At 42.6% G+C, this 16,620-nt stretch carries 14 protein-coding genes and 1 pseudogene; 12 read left to right on the forward strand and 3 right to left on the reverse strand.

What is annotated here, in order from left to right; genetic code table 11:
- Position 1 precedes the first annotated feature (1 nt).
- From PAENI_RS26560 to PAENI_RS26570, 3 genes are all read left to right on the forward strand, one after another.
- Entirely contained in the window at positions 2 to 1,555 is a 1,554-nt protein-coding gene (locus PAENI_RS26560; RefSeq protein WP_149647318.1) for an ABC-F family ATP-binding cassette domain-containing protein, read from the forward strand.
- 72 nt (positions 1,556 to 1,627) lie between these two features.
- Positions 1,628 to 2,668 carry a ThiF family adenylyltransferase gene (locus PAENI_RS26565; protein ID WP_149647319.1) on the forward strand — a complete coding sequence of 347 codons (1,041 nt, stop codon included), beginning with the start codon at positions 1,628 to 1,630 and terminating at the stop codon, positions 2,666 to 2,668.
- A 115-nt stretch (positions 2,669 to 2,783) separates the two neighbouring features.
- Positions 2,784 to 3,506, forward strand: a complete 723-nt coding sequence (locus PAENI_RS26570; protein WP_188114700.1) for a response regulator transcription factor — start codon at positions 2,784 to 2,786, stop codon at positions 3,504 to 3,506.
- A gap of 45 nt (positions 3,507 to 3,551) precedes the next feature.
- Here PAENI_RS26570 and PAENI_RS26575 read toward each other — a convergent pair whose 3' ends face one another.
- Positions 3,552 to 4,052 carry a C40 family peptidase gene (locus PAENI_RS26575; RefSeq protein ID WP_042188819.1) on the reverse strand — a complete coding sequence of 167 codons (501 nt, stop codon included), beginning with the start codon at positions 4,050 to 4,052 and terminating at the stop codon, positions 3,552 to 3,554.
- A gap of 326 nt (positions 4,053 to 4,378) precedes the next feature.
- Entirely contained in the window at positions 4,379 to 5,020 is a 642-nt protein-coding gene (locus PAENI_RS26580; protein ID WP_149647321.1) for a thiamine diphosphokinase, read from the reverse strand.
- Positions 5,021 to 5,181: 161 nt separating this feature from the next.
- Between PAENI_RS26580 and PAENI_RS26585 the strand changes: the two genes are divergently transcribed.
- The gene (locus PAENI_RS26585; protein ID WP_149647540.1) at positions 5,182 to 5,646 is read left to right on the forward strand and encodes a low molecular weight protein-tyrosine-phosphatase; all 465 of its coding nucleotides are present in this window, start codon (positions 5,182 to 5,184) and stop codon (positions 5,644 to 5,646) included.
- A 133-nt stretch (positions 5,647 to 5,779) separates the two neighbouring features.
- Here PAENI_RS26585 and PAENI_RS26590 read toward each other — a convergent pair whose 3' ends face one another.
- Positions 5,780 to 6,514, reverse strand: a complete 735-nt coding sequence (locus PAENI_RS26590) for an alpha/beta hydrolase (RefSeq protein WP_149647322.1) — start codon at positions 6,512 to 6,514, stop codon at positions 5,780 to 5,782.
- Positions 6,515 to 6,779: 265 nt separating this feature from the next.
- Here PAENI_RS26590 and pdhA point away from each other — a divergent pair, with 265 nt between their 5' ends.
- From pdhA to PAENI_RS26630, 8 genes and pseudogenes are all read left to right on the forward strand, one after another.
- Positions 6,780 to 7,847 (forward strand): pyruvate dehydrogenase (acetyl-transferring) E1 component subunit alpha, encoded by a 1,068-nt coding sequence (gene pdhA / locus PAENI_RS26595; protein WP_042188812.1) that lies wholly within the window; start codon positions 6,780 to 6,782, stop codon positions 7,845 to 7,847.
- A gap of 15 nt (positions 7,848 to 7,862) precedes the next feature.
- Positions 7,863 to 8,840, forward strand: a complete 978-nt coding sequence (locus tag PAENI_RS26600; RefSeq protein WP_042188810.1) for an alpha-ketoacid dehydrogenase subunit beta — start codon at positions 7,863 to 7,865, stop codon at positions 8,838 to 8,840.
- A gap of 110 nt (positions 8,841 to 8,950) precedes the next feature.
- The gene (locus PAENI_RS26605) at positions 8,951 to 10,603 is read left to right on the forward strand and encodes a 2-oxo acid dehydrogenase subunit E2 (RefSeq protein ID WP_149647323.1); all 1,653 of its coding nucleotides are present in this window, start codon (positions 8,951 to 8,953) and stop codon (positions 10,601 to 10,603) included.
- A 2-nt stretch (positions 10,604 to 10,605) separates the two neighbouring features.
- Positions 10,606 to 12,018: a dihydrolipoyl dehydrogenase gene (lpdA, locus tag PAENI_RS26610; RefSeq protein WP_042188806.1), complete on the forward strand. Its 1,413-nt coding sequence runs from the start codon at positions 10,606 to 10,608 to the stop codon at positions 12,016 to 12,018.
- Between the two features lie 177 nt (positions 12,019 to 12,195).
- A pseudogene (locus tag PAENI_RS26615) lies at positions 12,196 to 13,169 on the forward strand (S66 family peptidase).
- Between the two features lie 107 nt (positions 13,170 to 13,276).
- Positions 13,277 to 14,257: a thymidylate synthase gene (locus PAENI_RS26620; RefSeq protein ID WP_149647324.1), complete on the forward strand. Its 981-nt coding sequence runs from the start codon at positions 13,277 to 13,279 to the stop codon at positions 14,255 to 14,257.
- Positions 14,258 to 14,309: 52 nt separating this feature from the next.
- Complete coding sequence (locus PAENI_RS26625; protein WP_149647325.1) at positions 14,310 to 14,801, forward strand: dihydrofolate reductase; 492 nt, start codon at positions 14,310 to 14,312, stop codon at positions 14,799 to 14,801.
- A gap of 230 nt (positions 14,802 to 15,031) precedes the next feature.
- Positions 15,032 to 16,519 carry a glutamate synthase subunit beta gene (locus tag PAENI_RS26630; protein ID WP_149647326.1) on the forward strand — a complete coding sequence of 496 codons (1,488 nt, stop codon included), beginning with the start codon at positions 15,032 to 15,034 and terminating at the stop codon, positions 16,517 to 16,519.
- Positions 16,520 to 16,620: the final 101 nt, after the last annotated feature.

Raw genomic sequence — 16,620 nt, forward strand, 5'->3', positions numbered from 1 at the left:
TATGAGTTTACTTAGTGTAGAAGACGTTTCCCACAATTTTGGGGATCGGACGTTGTTTAAAAATGTTTCTTTCCGGTTGTTACCGGGTGAGCATGTAGGAATCGTAGGAGCAAATGGCGTAGGAAAATCGACGCTTATGAATATTTTGACTGGAAAACTGTTGAAGGATAGTGGAAAAGTAGAGTGGACGCCTCGCGTCCGTTACGGTTACTTGGATCAGCATACGATCTTAACGCCAGGGAAAACCATCCGTGATGTATTGAAGGACGCTTTCTTGCCACTTTTAGAGCTGGAACAGGAAATGCTAACTATAACTGAAAAGATGGGCGACGCTTCTCCTGAAGAGTTAGAGATGTTACTCGAGCAAATGGGGGACATTCAGGAACAGCTGGACATCGGAGATTTTTATCTTATTGATGTAAAAGTGGAGGAAATGGCAAATGGTCTTGGTCTTTCCGTTATTGGACTTGACCGTGATGTCGCTTCACTAAGTGGGGGTCAGCGCACAAAGGTTCTGTTGGCGAAGCTTCTGCTTGAGAAACCGAATGTACTATTGCTGGATGAGCCTACTAACTATTTGGATGTTGAGCATATCGACTGGTTAACAAACTATTTGAAACAATATCCATATGCATTTATATTGATCTCTCATGATACGGAATTCATGAATAAAGTCGTAAATGTTGTCTACCACCTGGAGTTCGGTAAACTTACTCGATACACTGCGAACTACGAGAAATTCCTGAATATGGCCGAGATGAATAAGATCCAACACATAGATGCTTATGAGAAACAACAGGATTTTATTAAGAAACAAGAGGATTTCATTCAGCGTAACAAAGCTCGTGCTTCCACATCTGGACGGGCGAAGAGCCGTGAGAAACAGCTGGATCGTATGGATCGAATTGATCGACCAGAAGAAGCTGCAAAACCTACCTTTAAGTTTAAAGAAAGTCGGGCCAGCGGGAAAACAGTTTTCGAAGGCATTGATTTCGAGATTGGTTACGACCGTCCGCTTCTACCTATGCTGAACATGACCATTGAACGTGGAGAGAAGATCGCTATAACTGGTTGCAATGGTGTCGGTAAATCGACGCTACTGAAAACTATTCTTGGCGTGATTCCAACATATAGCGGTAAAACTTATCTAGGAGATTATCTGAACTCAGCATACTTTCAACAAGAAGTGAAAGCAGCTAATCTTACACCTATTGAGGATGTCTGGAATGAATTTTCTAGTCTAACTCAGAATGAAGTGCGTGGACATCTAGCTCGCTGTGGTCTGAAAAATGAGCATATTACCCGACCGCTTAGCATGCTGAGTGGTGGCGAACAAGCTAAGGTCCGTCTCTGTAAGCTGTTGATGCGTGAGAGCAACTGGGTTCTGTTCGATGAACCTACAAATCACCTTGATGTTATTGCCAAGGCTGAGCTGAAGCGGGCATTGCAAGATTATAAAGGTACAGTCCTGCTCGTCTCCCATGAACCTGATTTCTATGAAGATTGGGTTACGAAAATTTGGGATGTTGAACAGTGGTCAGCAGTACAAGTATAGAATCATTACACTCCCGGGGAATAGCGGACGATCTGCTGTTCTCCGGTTTTTGGATACGGGGAGGGAAACCGAATGATTCATACAGATGGTCGTGAAGATCGTTATTCTCGTCAGGTGCGATTTGCGCCATTTGGAGCAGAGGGACAAGAAGGGCTCGCGCAGTCTAGTGTTTTAATAGTGGGAGCAGGTGCGCTTGGTACAGGGATTGCAGAGACGCTGGTACGCTGCGGGGTAGGTAAAATTATTTTAGCTGACCGTGATTATGTAGAGTGGAGTAACCTTCAGAGGCAACAGCTCTTTACTGAGGTAGATGCTATTGAACGTATGCCTAAGGCTGCTGCTGCGCAGAGCAGACTTCAACAGATTAATTCTGAGGTCGTTATTGAAGCCTATGTTATAGATGTTCGTGCCGAAGAGTTGGAAGGGCTTGTTTCAGGGGTTGATCTGATCATGGATGGTACAGACAATTTTGATACTCGGCTCATTATTAATGATATGGCGCAAAAGCACGGTATTCCTTGGATCTATGGTGCATGTGTAGGCAGTTATGGAATAACCTATACGATTTTGCCAGGAGAAACTCCATGTCTCCATTGTCTTCTAGGTACAGTACCGCTAGGAGGTGATACCTGTGATACCGCAGGTATACTTCCGCAAGCAGTACAACTAGTTACGGCAAATGCAACGGCAGAGGCGCTGAAACTACTAGGTAAGCGTAAAGAACAATTAAGAAACAAACTGTTAACGTTTGATGTGTGGCGGAATGAATACCATGAAATTGGAGTGAAAGCTGCCAAAAAGAAAAACTGCCCTTCTTGTGGGAGTCATCCGATCTATCCCTATCTAATGGCAGCGAATACCGAACGAGGCGATGTTCTTTGTGGAAGGGATACAGTACAAATTCGCCCTGCGAGACCACAGAAGCTTAACTTGCAGGAAACTGCGGACCGTTTGTCTCGTTTAGGAAGCGGAAGCGTGGACAGCAACGCTTATCTGGTTTCTTTTATAGAAGGGCCTTATCGGTTAGTAATTTTTGCTGATGGTAGAGCGTTGATTCATGGGACAAAAGATATTGCTGCTGCTCGGAGCTTTTATCATCGATATTTTGGATAAAGAAGCTGTAAATAGGTGTTCAGGCCATTTCTAAGGAATGGTCTTTTTGTTTTTCGGGAATTCTATACGTACCGCAGTGATGCTGGTGCAAGTCATATGGATATGGGGGAACTTTGTGATTGAGCAAATAATATGGTATATGGCTGATAGCAGTAGTAGAGAAGAAGATCGAACCGTTATAGAAAGTGTGCTACAAGATATAGGACTTGAAGCAACAAAAAGCGAAGATCCCGAGGATCTCCGCTTATCCATATCAAAAGTAGAACCGGTACTGCTGCTTGCTGAGTTATGCGAGGTGGGGACTTGGGAAGGCTGGGACATAATTTCCGCTGTAAGAGCTGAGGGGATGATACTACCGGTAATGGTGATTTCCGGTGAACAATCTGAATCTGGAACTGGGGCAGTTTCGGCGTTCTCAGCCGGGGGTAATGAATATATGACAAAGCCTTTACATACCGGTGAATTCAAACATAGAATTCTAAATTTGTTAACCCTTACTGGACGGCGTCGAAATTTAAATCAAATACTGAGAGTCGATGGTTTAATGCTCGATCCCAGCCGCAGATTTGTAAGTCGCGACGGGATCGAGTTAAAAATGACACCCAAAGAATTTGATCTATTGTATTATCTCGCTGCGAACCAAGGAATGATATGCTCTCGCATCGAGATACTTAAGGAAGTATGGGGTTACCAATTTCACGCAGATACCAATGTTGTAGATGTTTACATCAGACATATCCGTTTGAAAATGGATAAAGGTCACCGGAACAAGTTGATTCACACCGTTCGCGGAACAGGATATGTAATGAGGGCGCCCGAAGGCGGCACCACATCCTGAGACTATTTCTCTATTATAGTTAGAACTCTACTACAGAGTCGTTGTTTACAGTACGCGGCGAGCCTTTAAATATGTTTTTTTCCAAGTACCGGAGTTAAGATCGGAAATCGTAACACCAGGTTTGCCGTAAGTGTGCAGAATTTTACCATTGCCGGCATAAACAGCAACGTGAGTTACGTTTTTACCAGTTGCTCTGCTACCGCTGGAGAAGAATACAAGATCGCCTACACGAAGATTCGCTTTAGATACGGCTGTTCCTTCTTTAGATTGAGCTGCAGCCGTACGAGGCAGTGTTACGTTATATTGTTTAAAGATGTATTTTGTAAATGAAGAGCAGTCAAAAACTTTAGTAGTAGAAGTGGATGCACCGAACTTGTAAGGCACTCCCATATATTTCTTCCCGAGATTCACTACACTTTGACCTTTAGATACGGAAGCTGCTTCAACTTTCGTTGCGCCTACGCCTGTTGCCATCATTGTACCCAAGCCCATTGTAGTAACCATTCCTATAACAATCGCTTTTTTAATCCATTGTTGTTTGTTCATGTTGTATTACCTCCAAGGTGTTAGTCTTTGTTGTTGTGTTTGTCTGTCTTGCTTGCCTGATTCGTAGTATAGCAGGTTATCTATGACATAAAAATTGGAAGAGGTGCAATAAAGTGAGGCTGGGTATGGGTTGTAAGCGTTTTATTAAAAATTCATTAAAAGTTACAAAAAATTAATAATTTGATGTAATAGGATCTTAAAAAAGCCGGGAAACCCTTGGTACAAAAGAGTTTTCACGGCTTTTTCGAATTTGAGATAAAAGTTACAATGATGTTTCTAAACTATAAAAAAGTAGCATTTTTACGTTAAACATGATCTCTATGTATCTAGTCTTTACTCTGAATGATCAGCAACAATCCACTTCGAATGGTAACCGTCCCTGAGGATGAAACCAGTTTGTTACTCACACCAAGTGATTGTCCAAGCTTTAGTGTAGCGTCAGTCAATGGATATTGAAATCCTTCTAAGGTAATACCCGATACTTCTGGGGTTAAAGGCAGTAAAGAAACGTAGGTATAGCCTAAATCTTTGATAACTGCTTGGGATCCTGTAAGGGTTATATAGTTATGCGTGTCCATGACGTAGCAGTTGATTTGACGTTGTAGGGCTCTTGTCATCATTTGAATGCTAGCCAGGGAGTGGTCAATTCGAGTACCTGTAACACCTAATAGTAGAATAGAATTGGGTTGCTGATCCATCGCAATATCTAGCGCCATCTCGCTATCTGTCAAATCTTTGTTCACGGCATCACAGGTGATAGTCTTCTTACTTTTGGATTCAATATCTTGAAGCGCTTCAGGCGAAACGGAATCAAAATCACCTACTGCTATATCTGGTGTATATCCGTGTGAAATGAGAAATAGCGCTCCCTGATCCGCACCGATAATAAAATCATCTTCATCTAATAGGTTGAAATATTCTGGAGACAGTTCTCCACCTGCAAAAATTACGACTCGTTTGGATGACATAACATCCATTCCTCCTCTTAAACCTCTTGTTGAGTATCCTGTCCAGTATAATGCAGATCGAAAGGTTGCACAATTGACCTCGAGAACGCTAAAATGAGAGTGTGCGATCTTTTGAGTATAAATTCACATATAATTAGGTTTAACAACGGGAGGTGAACAAAATCGTAAGAGTACTGTTTGTATGTCTGGGTAATATTTGTCGATCACCAATGGCGGAGGCTGTTCTGCGGCATAAGATTAATGAAAGAGAACTATCTGATAAGATTCTTGTAGACTCAGCGGGAACTGGAGATTGGCATATAGGAAAAGAGCCGCATGAAGGAACAAGACGTATCCTTGATCAGAACGACATTAGCTATGAGAACATGTTAGCGCGGCTAGTCGACAGTGAAGATTTTCAAAAATTTGACTATATCGTCTGCATGGACAAGTCTAATGGAGAGAATGTTCGAAAGATTCCAGGCGGGAAAGACGCCGAGCTAATGTTCTTCATGGATTTAATGCCTGAGGAGGAGCTGCGCGAAGTGCCGGATCCGTATTTTACAGGTAATTTTGAACAGGTATATGATTTGATCAACGCGGGCTGTGACATATTGCTGGAAAGAATGATAAGAGAAAAGCTGTAACCCATTCGGATTACAGCTCTCTCTGAATGATTCATATGGTAAATCGAGGGAAATTGCTGGATTTAACTGTAAGCGCAATCAAGTAATCTACATACTGTTCTTTAGATGTTCACTATTTACTACTATCAATAGGTCATAATGCGTTTAAAAAATAGAGTAGAGATTCTGGTAGCTCTTTCTGCCAGAAGCCCCAGAGATGAAGTCCGTCTTTCTCTCGGTAGGATACGGTTGCTCCGCGTGATTCAAGCAATGTTTTTGTTTCTCGATTCATCTGAACAAAATCATAAATGCCAGTATCCGTTTTGTAGTCTGTTTCCTGCAGACCAACGACCATATTAATGTTGAGCCAGGAGAGATCCTCTTCTTTAGCCAGCATGTCGCGGGATTCAGGATAGAATGCACCGGAAAGGCTGATGATACGTGTGAAGATCGCAGGATAAGCAAGTGCAAGATGGAGCGATACACTGCCCCCAAGGGAGTCACCTGCTAAGATTCGTTCGTCCGGAGTACGGCGCACAGGATATTTTTGTTCAATGAAGGGAATAATCTCTTCGGAAAAGCAAGATAAGTACTGCTTGAATCTGCTGCCAAAAGGAGCGTATTCTTGAGTGCGAACAGCGACGTCTACTTCGACACCAACAATGATGAAGGGCTCCACGTCTTCTTCTATAATAAGACGTCCAGCGAGTGTAGCGATGCGGCCAAAGTTAAAGAACTCTTCGCCGTCTTGGCAGTACACCACTGGGTAGCTCAAGACTTCGTTGTAGCCGGGAGGGAGATAGATGCGTAATTTACGTTCCTCCTGCAGATGTTTACTCCAAAGCGTTTCTTTTACAATTGTGCGTTTCAGAAAAACAGAATCGCTCATAGTTGCCACGTCACCTTTCTTGTCGAATTTTGCAATACACAACGGTATGCTCTAAAATGAATAGCTGAGTAACTGTGTGATTAATCATTTACTTGTTCCAAAAGCTTTAAACTGTTATATAAAAATAAATCACCTGTTATACATACAAAATTTAAAGGAATATAAATTTTATAAGTATTTCTTTGACGAAAGTAACCAAACAGGTGTATAATAATATTATAACAGAGGCAGCTGATATTCAAATTTTTTTATTGAGGTGAAGATAATGAGTAAAGTTCCTTATGAAGTGTATACAGAGGACGTCGAGGCTCTAACGGTACTTTCCCCGGATGGAGAAATTATCAACAAGGATAAAATGCCTGATTTAACCGACGATCAACTGAAAGAAATTATGTATCGTATGGTATTTACCCGTACTTGGGATGATCGTGCAGTAAATCTTGGTCGTCAAGGCCGTCTTGGTTTCTACGCACCGGTATCCGGTCAAGAAGCTACTATGATTGGTAGCGAGTACGCTTTGGAGAAAGAAGACTTCTTATGCCCAGGCTACCGTGATATTCCGCAGCTAGTATGGCACGGACTTCCATTGTACCAAGCATTCTTATATTCCCGTGGACACCAACATGGTGGAGCTATTCCTGATGGCGTTAATGTATTGATGCCACAAATTATCATCGGCGCGCAAATCCTGCACGCTACAGGAATTGCAATGGGCTTTAAATTGAAGAAACAAAAGAGTGTTGCAATTACTTACACTGGTGATGGCGGTTCTTCTGAAGGCGACTTCTATGAAGGCTTGAACTTTGCTGGTCGCTTTAAACTGCCTGTTATCTTCTTTGTTCAAAACAACGGTTACGCGATTACGACTCCATTCGCAAAACAAACAGCTTCCAAATCGATCGCCCACAAAGCGGTTGCAGCTGGTATCCCGGGAATTAAAGTTGACGGCATGGACATCTTTGCAGTAATCAGTGCTGTTCGTGACGCTGCTGAGCGTGCACGTAATGGCGAAGGTGCTACATTGATCGAAGCTGTAACTTACCGTTTCCGTCCACACTCCCTTTCTGACGATGCAAGTAAATATCGTTCGAAAGAAGAAGAAGGACAATGGAGCGAAAAGGATCCAATCAACCGTCTTGCCAAGTATTTGGAGAAGAAAGGTCTTTGGACTGAAGAAGATACGCTGCGCGTGAAAGACGAAGCGAAAGCTACTGTTAACGAGCAGATTAAAAAAGCTGAACAAACCGAAAAAATGACTATACCTGGCTTGATCGACAGCATGTTCGAAGTAACACCTAAACATCTGGAAGAGCAAAAAGCCGATTTTGAATAAGGGGGATATCAGGCAATGGCACAAATGAATATGAAAGAAGCGATCCGCGACGCGATGCGCGTTGAACTGAATCGTGACCCTAACGTTCTTATCTTCGGAGAGGATGTTGGTAATGTAGGTGGCGTTTTCCGTGTAACGGAAGGGCTGCAAAAGGAATTTGGCGAAGATCGTATTTTTGATACTCCACTAGCTGAGTCCGCTATCGGTGGTCTGGCATTTGGTCTTGGTGTACAAGGCTTCCGCCCAATTGCAGAAATTCAATTCGTTGGTTTTATCTTTGAAGCACTTGATCAGATCGTTGTTCAAGCGGCACGTCTGCGCTGGCGTTCTGGCGGTAAATATAATGCTCCAATCGTATTCCGTACTCCTTTTGGTGGCGGAGTTAAGGCTGCTGAGCTTCATACAGATTCACTCGAAGGTTTGATTGCGCAAAGCCCGGGTATTAAAGTAGTAATTCCTTCAAACCCATATGATGCTAAGGGACTTCTTATCGCGTCTATCCGCGACAATGACCCTGTATTCTTCATGGAGCATTTGAACCTTTACCATGCATTCCGTGCTGAAGTGCCAGAAGGTGAATACACTGTTGAACTTGGCAAAGCTAACGTAGTACGTGAAGGTGCTGATGTATCTATCATTACTTACGGGCTGATGGTACATACAGCTACCAAAGCAGCCGAGCAACTCGAAAAAGAAGGCATTAACGTTGAAATTATTGACCTTCGTACAGTAAGTCCAATCGACATCGACACTATTGTAGCGTCTGTGAAGAAGACTAACCGTGCTATCGTAGTACAAGAAGCTCAAAAGAGCTCCGGTGTTGCTGCTGAGGTTATTGCGCAAATTAACGAAAAAGCATTGCTGCACTTGGAAGCACCTGTTCTTCGGATCGCAGGTCCGGACACAGTATATCCATTCGCACAAATTGAAGATACATGGCTTCCAAACCCTGCGCGTATTATTGCAGGCGTGAAGAAAGTTTTGGATTTCTAAAATATTTTTTCTATGAGAAACGGTTGTCATCCTTTATGGATGACAACGTCGTTTCTTCTTCTGAATTCTAACCATAAGGTCAGTCCCAATTTCACAAGGAGGTTTTCAAAGTGGCAAAGTTTGAATACCGATTCCCTGAACTAGGTGAAGGTTTGCATGAAGGTGAAATCATCAAAATGCATATCAAAGCCGGTGACAAGGTAACGGATGATGATATCGTAATGGAAGTTCAAAATGATAAGGCGGTAGTTGAGGTGCCTTGTCCAGTGAACGGTACCGTGTTGGAAGTTTTGACTAAAGATGGCCAAGTTTGCCGTGTTGGTGAAGTTGTAGCTATTATCGAAGCTGAGGGCGACGTGCCTGAGCAAGAAGGTCATGCTGCTGAAGAAGCTCCAGCTGCACCTACACCTGCTGCACCAGCTCCTGCGAATGCTAAATCAGCGAACTTTGAATATCGGTTCCCAGAACTGGGTGAAGGTCTGCATGAAGGTGAAATCATCAAAATGCATATCAAAGCCGGTGACAAAGTAACCGATGATGATATCATCATGGAAGTTCAAAATGACAAGGCAGTAGTTGAAGTTCCTTGTCCAGTGAACGGTACTGTGTTGGAAGTTCTGACTAAAGATGGTCAAGTATGCCGTGTTGGCGATGTTGTAGCTATCATTGCTGCAGAAGGTGACGTTCCTGAACAAGCAGGTCATGCTTCCGCAGAAGCAGATGCAGCAAAAGGAAGTGCAAATACCACTTCTTCCCCTGCAGCAACTAGCCCATCTGATGCTAAACAAGGTGGATCTGTTAGTGCAGCACCAGCGCCTGACCGTGATGTGTTGGCTACACCAAGCGTTCGTAAATTTGCTCGTGAGCAAAAAGTGGATATCTCTAAAGTGAACGGAACTGGAAAAGGCGGCAAAATCACTCGTGAAGACGTTGAAGCATTCTTGAAAGGTGGTTCAGCACCTGCGGCAGTGGCAACTCCTGCAGCGGCAGCTTCTGAAGCTCCTAAGGCTGCTAAAACTGAAGCTAAAGCAACATCTGCAGCAGCGAGCGGTAATGTTAGTCTTGAAGAAGAACGTGTACCATACAAGGGCATTCGTAAAGCGATCGCCAATGCAATGGTTAAATCGGCTTACACTGCACCGCACGTTACAATTATGGACGAAGTAGATGTTACTGAACTGGTAGCATTCCGTACACGTATGAAACCAATCGCTGAGAAAAAAGGCGTTAAGGTTACTTACCTTCCGTTCATTGTTAAAGCATTGGTTGCAGCTTCCCGTCAATTCCCAGCGCTTAACGCTATGATTGATGAAGAAGCAGGCGAGATTGTTTACAAGAAATACTACAACATCGGTATCGCTACTGATACACCAAACGGCTTGATCGTTCCAGTTATCAAAGATGCTGACCGTAAGAGCATCTGGATGATCGCTAGCAGCATCACTGACCTTGCAGTTCGTGGTCGTGACGGTAAATTGTCTGCTAACGAAATGAAGGGCAGCACGATATCCATCAGTAACATTGGTTCTGCTGGCGGTATGTTCTTTACTCCAATCATTAACTTCCCTGAAGTGGCTATCCTCGGAACTGGCCGTATCAGTGAAAAAGCAGTAGTTAAGAATGGTGAAATCGTAGTTGCTCCTGTAATGGCGTTGTCACTCAGCTTTGACCACCGTATTATCGATGGTGCGACTGCTCAAAACTTTATGAACTACATTAAATCGCTGCTCAATAATCCTGAGCTGCTGGTTATGGAGGTATAATTATGGTAGTAGGAGACGCTTCTCTAGATATTGACACATTGGTCATTGGTGCAGGTCCTGGTGGGTATGTGGCGGCAATTCGTGCCGCCCAGCTCGGCCAAAAAGTCCTCATCGTGGATAAATCGGAACTCGGCGGTGTGTGTTTGAACCGTGGATGTATTCCTTCTAAAGCACTGATTGCTGCTGCACATCAGTTCGAATCTGCTAAGCATGGTGAAGTTTTCGGTGTTACTGCTGAGAACGTTAAAGTGGATTTTGCCAAAACTCAAGAGTTCAAAAACGGCGTAGTTAAGAAAATGACTAGCGGTGTGACAAGCTTGATGAAAGGCAACAAAATTGAAGTATTTAACGGCGAATGCATGTTTATCAGCGACACAGAAGCACGTGTGTTCAATGATCATGAATCCCCACGTTACCGCTTCAAACACTGTATCATTGCAACAGGTTCCCGTCCGATTGAACTGAAACCTTTCCCATTCGGTGGACGCATTCTGTCTTCGACTGAAGCTCTTGAGCTTCCAGAAATTCCGAAGAGCATGATCGTAATCGGTGGTGGTTACATCGGCGCTGAGCTTGGCCAAATGTACTCCAAATTCGGTACTAAAGTAACAATCATCGAAGGTTTGGATACTGTACTTCCAGGCTTTGATAAAGATATGACTCGTCTTGTTGCGAAAAACATGGCTAAAACTGGCATCGAAATCGTAACTAACGCTAAAGCTGAAAGTGCTGTACAGAACGACAAGGAAGTTACCGTGAAATATTCTGTTGGTGGCGAATCCAAAGAAGTTACTGCGGATTACTTGCTTGTAACTGTAGGCCGTCGTCCTAACACTGATGGTGAACTTGGACTAGACCTGATCGGTCTTGAGCTCGACGAGCGTGGATTGATCAAAGTCGATCACCAAGGTCGCACAAGCATTCCTAACATCTTCGCTATCGGCGACGTTGTTCCAGGTCTGGCGTTGGCTCACAAAGCTTCTTACGAAGGTAAGATTGCCGCAGAAGCGATTGCAGGACTTACATCTGTTGTTGACTACAAAGTCATCCCAGCAGTTGTGTTTACAGATCCTGAATGCTCAAGCGTTGGTTTGACTGAGAAAGAAGCGAAAGACAAAGGCTACAAAGTGAAAGCTGGTAAGTTCCCATTTGCAGGGAATGGCCGCGCCGTATCTTTGAACAGCCCAGAAGGTTTCATCAAAATTGTTGCTAACTCCGAAAACAACCTTGTGCTTGGTGCACAAATCGTTGGTATCGAAGCTTCTAACTTGATCGCTGAACTTGGTTTGGCAATTGAAATGGGCGCAACACTTGAAGATATCGCTTTGACTATTCATGCGCATCCAACCCTTGGCGAAATCGTCATGGAAGCTGCTGAACTGGTTGAAGGTCATCCTATTCACGTAATGAAATAATTTCTCTACCCAATTGCTCTAGCAGGCACTGAAAGGCGGAACGCATTTGCGTTTCGCCTTTTTGAGTTTTCCACTTTTTTGAAAAAAGATATAATGGGAGGAGATGAAACAATTTGAGCGAATACACTATAAAATCATTCATCCGTATTTTAAAAACTTATATAGGGAGGACAAATGATGAAACCCAATAAGTTAAAGCCTGGTGATGAGTTGCGAATCATCTCACCTGCCAGAAGTCTGTCGTTAATAGCTGCTGAACAAAGGAAAATTGCCAAAGAACAGCTACAAAAATTAGGCTTTCGGATATCATTTTCTGTAAATTCCTTTGAGAAGGATGATTTTGTTTCCTCATCGATCGATTCTAGAATAGAGGATTTGCACGAAGCTTTTTTAGATCCGAATGTTAAAGGGATTCTTACGACCATTGGAGGCTTTAATAGCAATCAATTGCTACGTTATATCGACTATTCCATCATTGCAGAGCATCCTAAACGATTATGCGGGTATTCGGATATTACTGCTTTAAGTAATGCAATCTATGCTAAAACAGGATTAGTTACATATTCCGGACCACATTTTTTAGCTTCGCAATGCTTCACGACAATGAATATACCACCGAATATTTCCGTAAGCTGATGATGGACAACAAAGAAATAGTGGTGAGGCCTTCGAAGCATTGGAGTGATGATGAGTGGTATCTGGATCAGGAGAACCGTGTATTTATCAGAAATGAAGGCCCGTTTATTATCAATGATGGAGAAGCGAAAGGGACAATTATCGGTGGGAACCTTTGTACATTAAATCTTTTGCAGGGAACGGAGTATATGCCAAGTTTAAAAAATTCGATATTATTTCTTGAGGATGATTATGAGTCATCGCCTGCAACCTTTGATAGGGATTTACAATCGCTGATTCATCAACCAGATTTTCAGCATGTTAAAGGATTGGTTATTGGCAGATTCCAACAAGGATCACGTATGACTAAAGAACTGCTGATCAAAATCATAACTTCGAAAGAAGAGCTATCAGACATTCCTGTCATTGCAGACGTGGACTTTGGACATACATCCCCTATGATTACTTTCCCTGTAGGTGGACAAGCCTCACTTCGTGCTTATGGGGTTAGAGTAGAGTTAAGGATATCGGAGTAGTGAGTTCCTCAAATTATTAAATAAATTTAAAAAATATCTTACCTTCTACAAAAATCGGATTTTTCAGATATAATATATGAGGTGAAATATTACGGAGGTGCAGTAAATTGAACAATGAGTTAGAACAAACCTATTTGAATTTTTTACAATATATTTTAGATAATGGTGTAAAAAAAGAAGATCGTACCGGAACGGGTACTATTAGTGTATTTGGTTATCAAATGCGATTTGATTTATCAAAAGGCTTCCCATTATTTACAACAAAACGGACGCCGTTCCGTTTGATCGCAAGTGAATTATTATGGTTTATTAAAGGCGACACAAACATTCGTTATCTATTGAAAAATAATAATCATATTTGGGATGAATGGGCTTTCAAAAGATGGGCTGAATCAGACGAATATACAGGTCCAGATATGACTGATTTCGGGAATCGTTGTTTAATTGATGAAGACTTCAATCAAGTTTATCAAGCAGAGATGAAAGCATTTTGTGATCGTGTCTTAGAAGATGATGCGTTCGCAGCGAAGCATGGTGACCTAGGGAATGTTTATGGTAAGCAATGGCGAAATTGGACATCTTCTACGGGTGAATCCATTGACCAATTACAAGATGTAATTCATCAGATCAAAACAAATCCTGATTCTCGTCGTTTAATTGTAAGCGCGTGGAACCCGGAAGACGTTATAAATGCTGGGGCAAAAGGGAGTAAAGCAGCGTTACCACCTTGCCACGTTATGTTCCAGTTCTATGTTGCAAATGGTAAATTAAGCTGTCACTTGCTGCAACGCAGCGCTGACTCTTTTCTTGGAGCTAACTTCAATATCCCGTCTTACTCCTTACTTACACATTTAATTGCACATGAGTGTGGTCTAGAAGTAGGCGAGTTTGTATATAGCATTAGTGATGCACATATCTATTCAAACCATGTTGATCAAGTTAAAGAGCAATTATCAAGAGATTTAAGACCATTGCCAACATTGGTTATTAATTCAAATAAGAAATCACTTTTTGATATCGAGCTGGAAGACCTTATCATTGAAGGATACAATCCGCATCCTTCGATAAAAGCGCCGATCGCAGTATAAATTAATGGTTATCAAGATTTTTGATCTATATAGGTAGGAAGGAGCGTGTTTCATGAGTATTAGCTTAATATGGGCAATGGGCACCAATCATGTTATTGGAAAAGATAATGATATGCCTTGGCATTTACCGCTTGATTTTGCTTATTTCAAAGCGGAAACACTGGGGAAGAGAATGCTTATGGGCCGAAAAACGTGGGATTCGCTCGGAGGGAAGCCTCTAAAGGGCAGAACAAGCTTAATTATGACTAGAGATACTGATTATGCTCCTGAAGGTGCAGAGGTTGTACACACGCTTGAGGAAGCTCTCAGCGAGGGTAGAAAAGACGATGAGCTGATGGTGATCGGCGGTGCGGAAATTTATAAGCTGATGTTGCCGTATGCTGACAAGTTGATGTTAACGCAAATTGAACAGGATTTTGAAGGAAATACACGGTTTCCTGATATTGACTGGAGTGTGTGGAAAGAGGTTTCCAATAAGAAGGGAATTCGTGATGAAAAGAATCCGTATGATTACCGTTTTCTTGTTTATGAACGTACGGAATAGCAATAAAACGTTTTCTCTGACATAACATGTGAAATAGTACAAAAAATCAGTAGATTAATCCATTACTGTGCAAAAGTAATGAGTGCTACTATAATTAAAATTAGAAATGATAATCTACAGGTATAGAATGTGCAGGTACTTCATTGCGCTGCTCACGACCATACGAAGCCGCAATATGCTACAATGTACTATACTTCAACACGAAGAGAACGGATGGGGGAAACGTAAACATGTCTACACCTACAGGTTTTATGGAGTATAAACGGCAGCTCCCAGGTGATCGGGATCCTGAGCAGCGGGTAAAAGACTGGGAGGAGTTCCACCATCATTTATCCGAGGACGAGCTTCAGACACAAGGAGCGCGCTGCATGGATTGCGGAACGCCGTATTGTCATACAGGAATTGATATGGCTGGAGGAACCTCGGGTTGTCCAGTTCATAATCTAATTCCAGAGTGGAATAATTTGGTGTACCGCGGACTCTGGAAAGAAGCCCTGGAACGTCTGCATAAGACGAATAATTTCCCTGAGTTTACTGGAAGTATTTGTCCTGCTCCTTGCGAAGGCTCTTGCACAGTGGGTCTAATTGGACAGCCGGTGACCATTAAGACCATTGAGTTAGCTATTATTGATAAGGGCTTTGAAGAAGGCTGGGTTGTACCTAATCCTCCAGAGAAACGTACAGGCAAAAAGATTGCAATCGTAGGCTCTGGACCTGCTGGACTCTCAGCAGCAGCTCAACTTAATAAGGCTGGACATAAAGTAACTGTATTTGAACGCAGTGACCGCATCGGCGGACTGCTGACATATGGCATTCCCACTATGAAACTCGATAAGAGAGTTGTTCAACGTCGTGTAGATTTATTAGCTGCAGAAGGTATTAATTTTGTAGTGAATACAGAGATTGGCAAGGATATTCCTGCTCAACAGCTAGTGGATGAATATGATGCGGTTGTTCTGTGTGGTGGAGCTACAAAGGCGCGTCGTTTTAACGTTGAAGGCAGTGAGCTTAAGGGTGTTATGTACGCCATGGACTATTTAAATGGTACGATTAAGAGCTATTTGAATTCCAATCTTGAAGATGGCAACTATGTATCTGCTGAAGGTAAAGACGTGATCGTCTTGGGTGGCGGTGATACTGGATCTGACTGTGTTGCTACAGCACTTCGTCATGGCTGCAGCAGTATCACTCAATTTGGTACACATGAAAAAGCACCTCTTCAGCGTGATCCGATTGCTAACCCTTGGCCACAATTCCCGAATGTATATAGCCTAGACTACGCGCAAGAAGAAGCTAAAGCCATATTTGGGGATGACCCGCGTGAGTTCTCTATCATGACTACTAAATTTGTTGGTGATGATGAAGGTAACTTGAAAGAGCTGCATACTGTACAGATCCGCCGGATCGTGGATGAGACAGGTCGTAAGATCTATCAGCCTGTTCCAGGTACCGAAGCTGTATATCCTGCTCAATTAGCTTTGATAGCCATCGGTTTTGATGGGCCAGAACAAGATATTATTCAAGAGCTTGATCTTGAGACAGATCGTCGTTCCAATGTGAAAGCTCGTTATGGTAAATTCAATACGAACGTGGATAAAGTATTTGCTGCTGGCGATATGAGACGTGGTCAAAGCTTGGTTGTATGGGCCATCAACGAAGGACGCGAAGCTGCGCGTGAAGTGGATAAATACCTGATGGGTTCAACCGTTCTTGTTTAAAACGTTAAGATAATAATTGTCTAATAAGCCGTTTCAAAAGCAGTTTACCTGCTGGAGAAACGGTTTTTTAAATAAAGCGATGCTTGACGTAGATATCAGTA

The organism is Paenibacillus sp. B2(2019) (genome assembly GCF_008370385.1).
In the GTDB taxonomy this organism is placed as follows: domain Bacteria; phylum Bacillota; class Bacilli; order Paenibacillales; family Paenibacillaceae; genus Paenibacillus_AQ.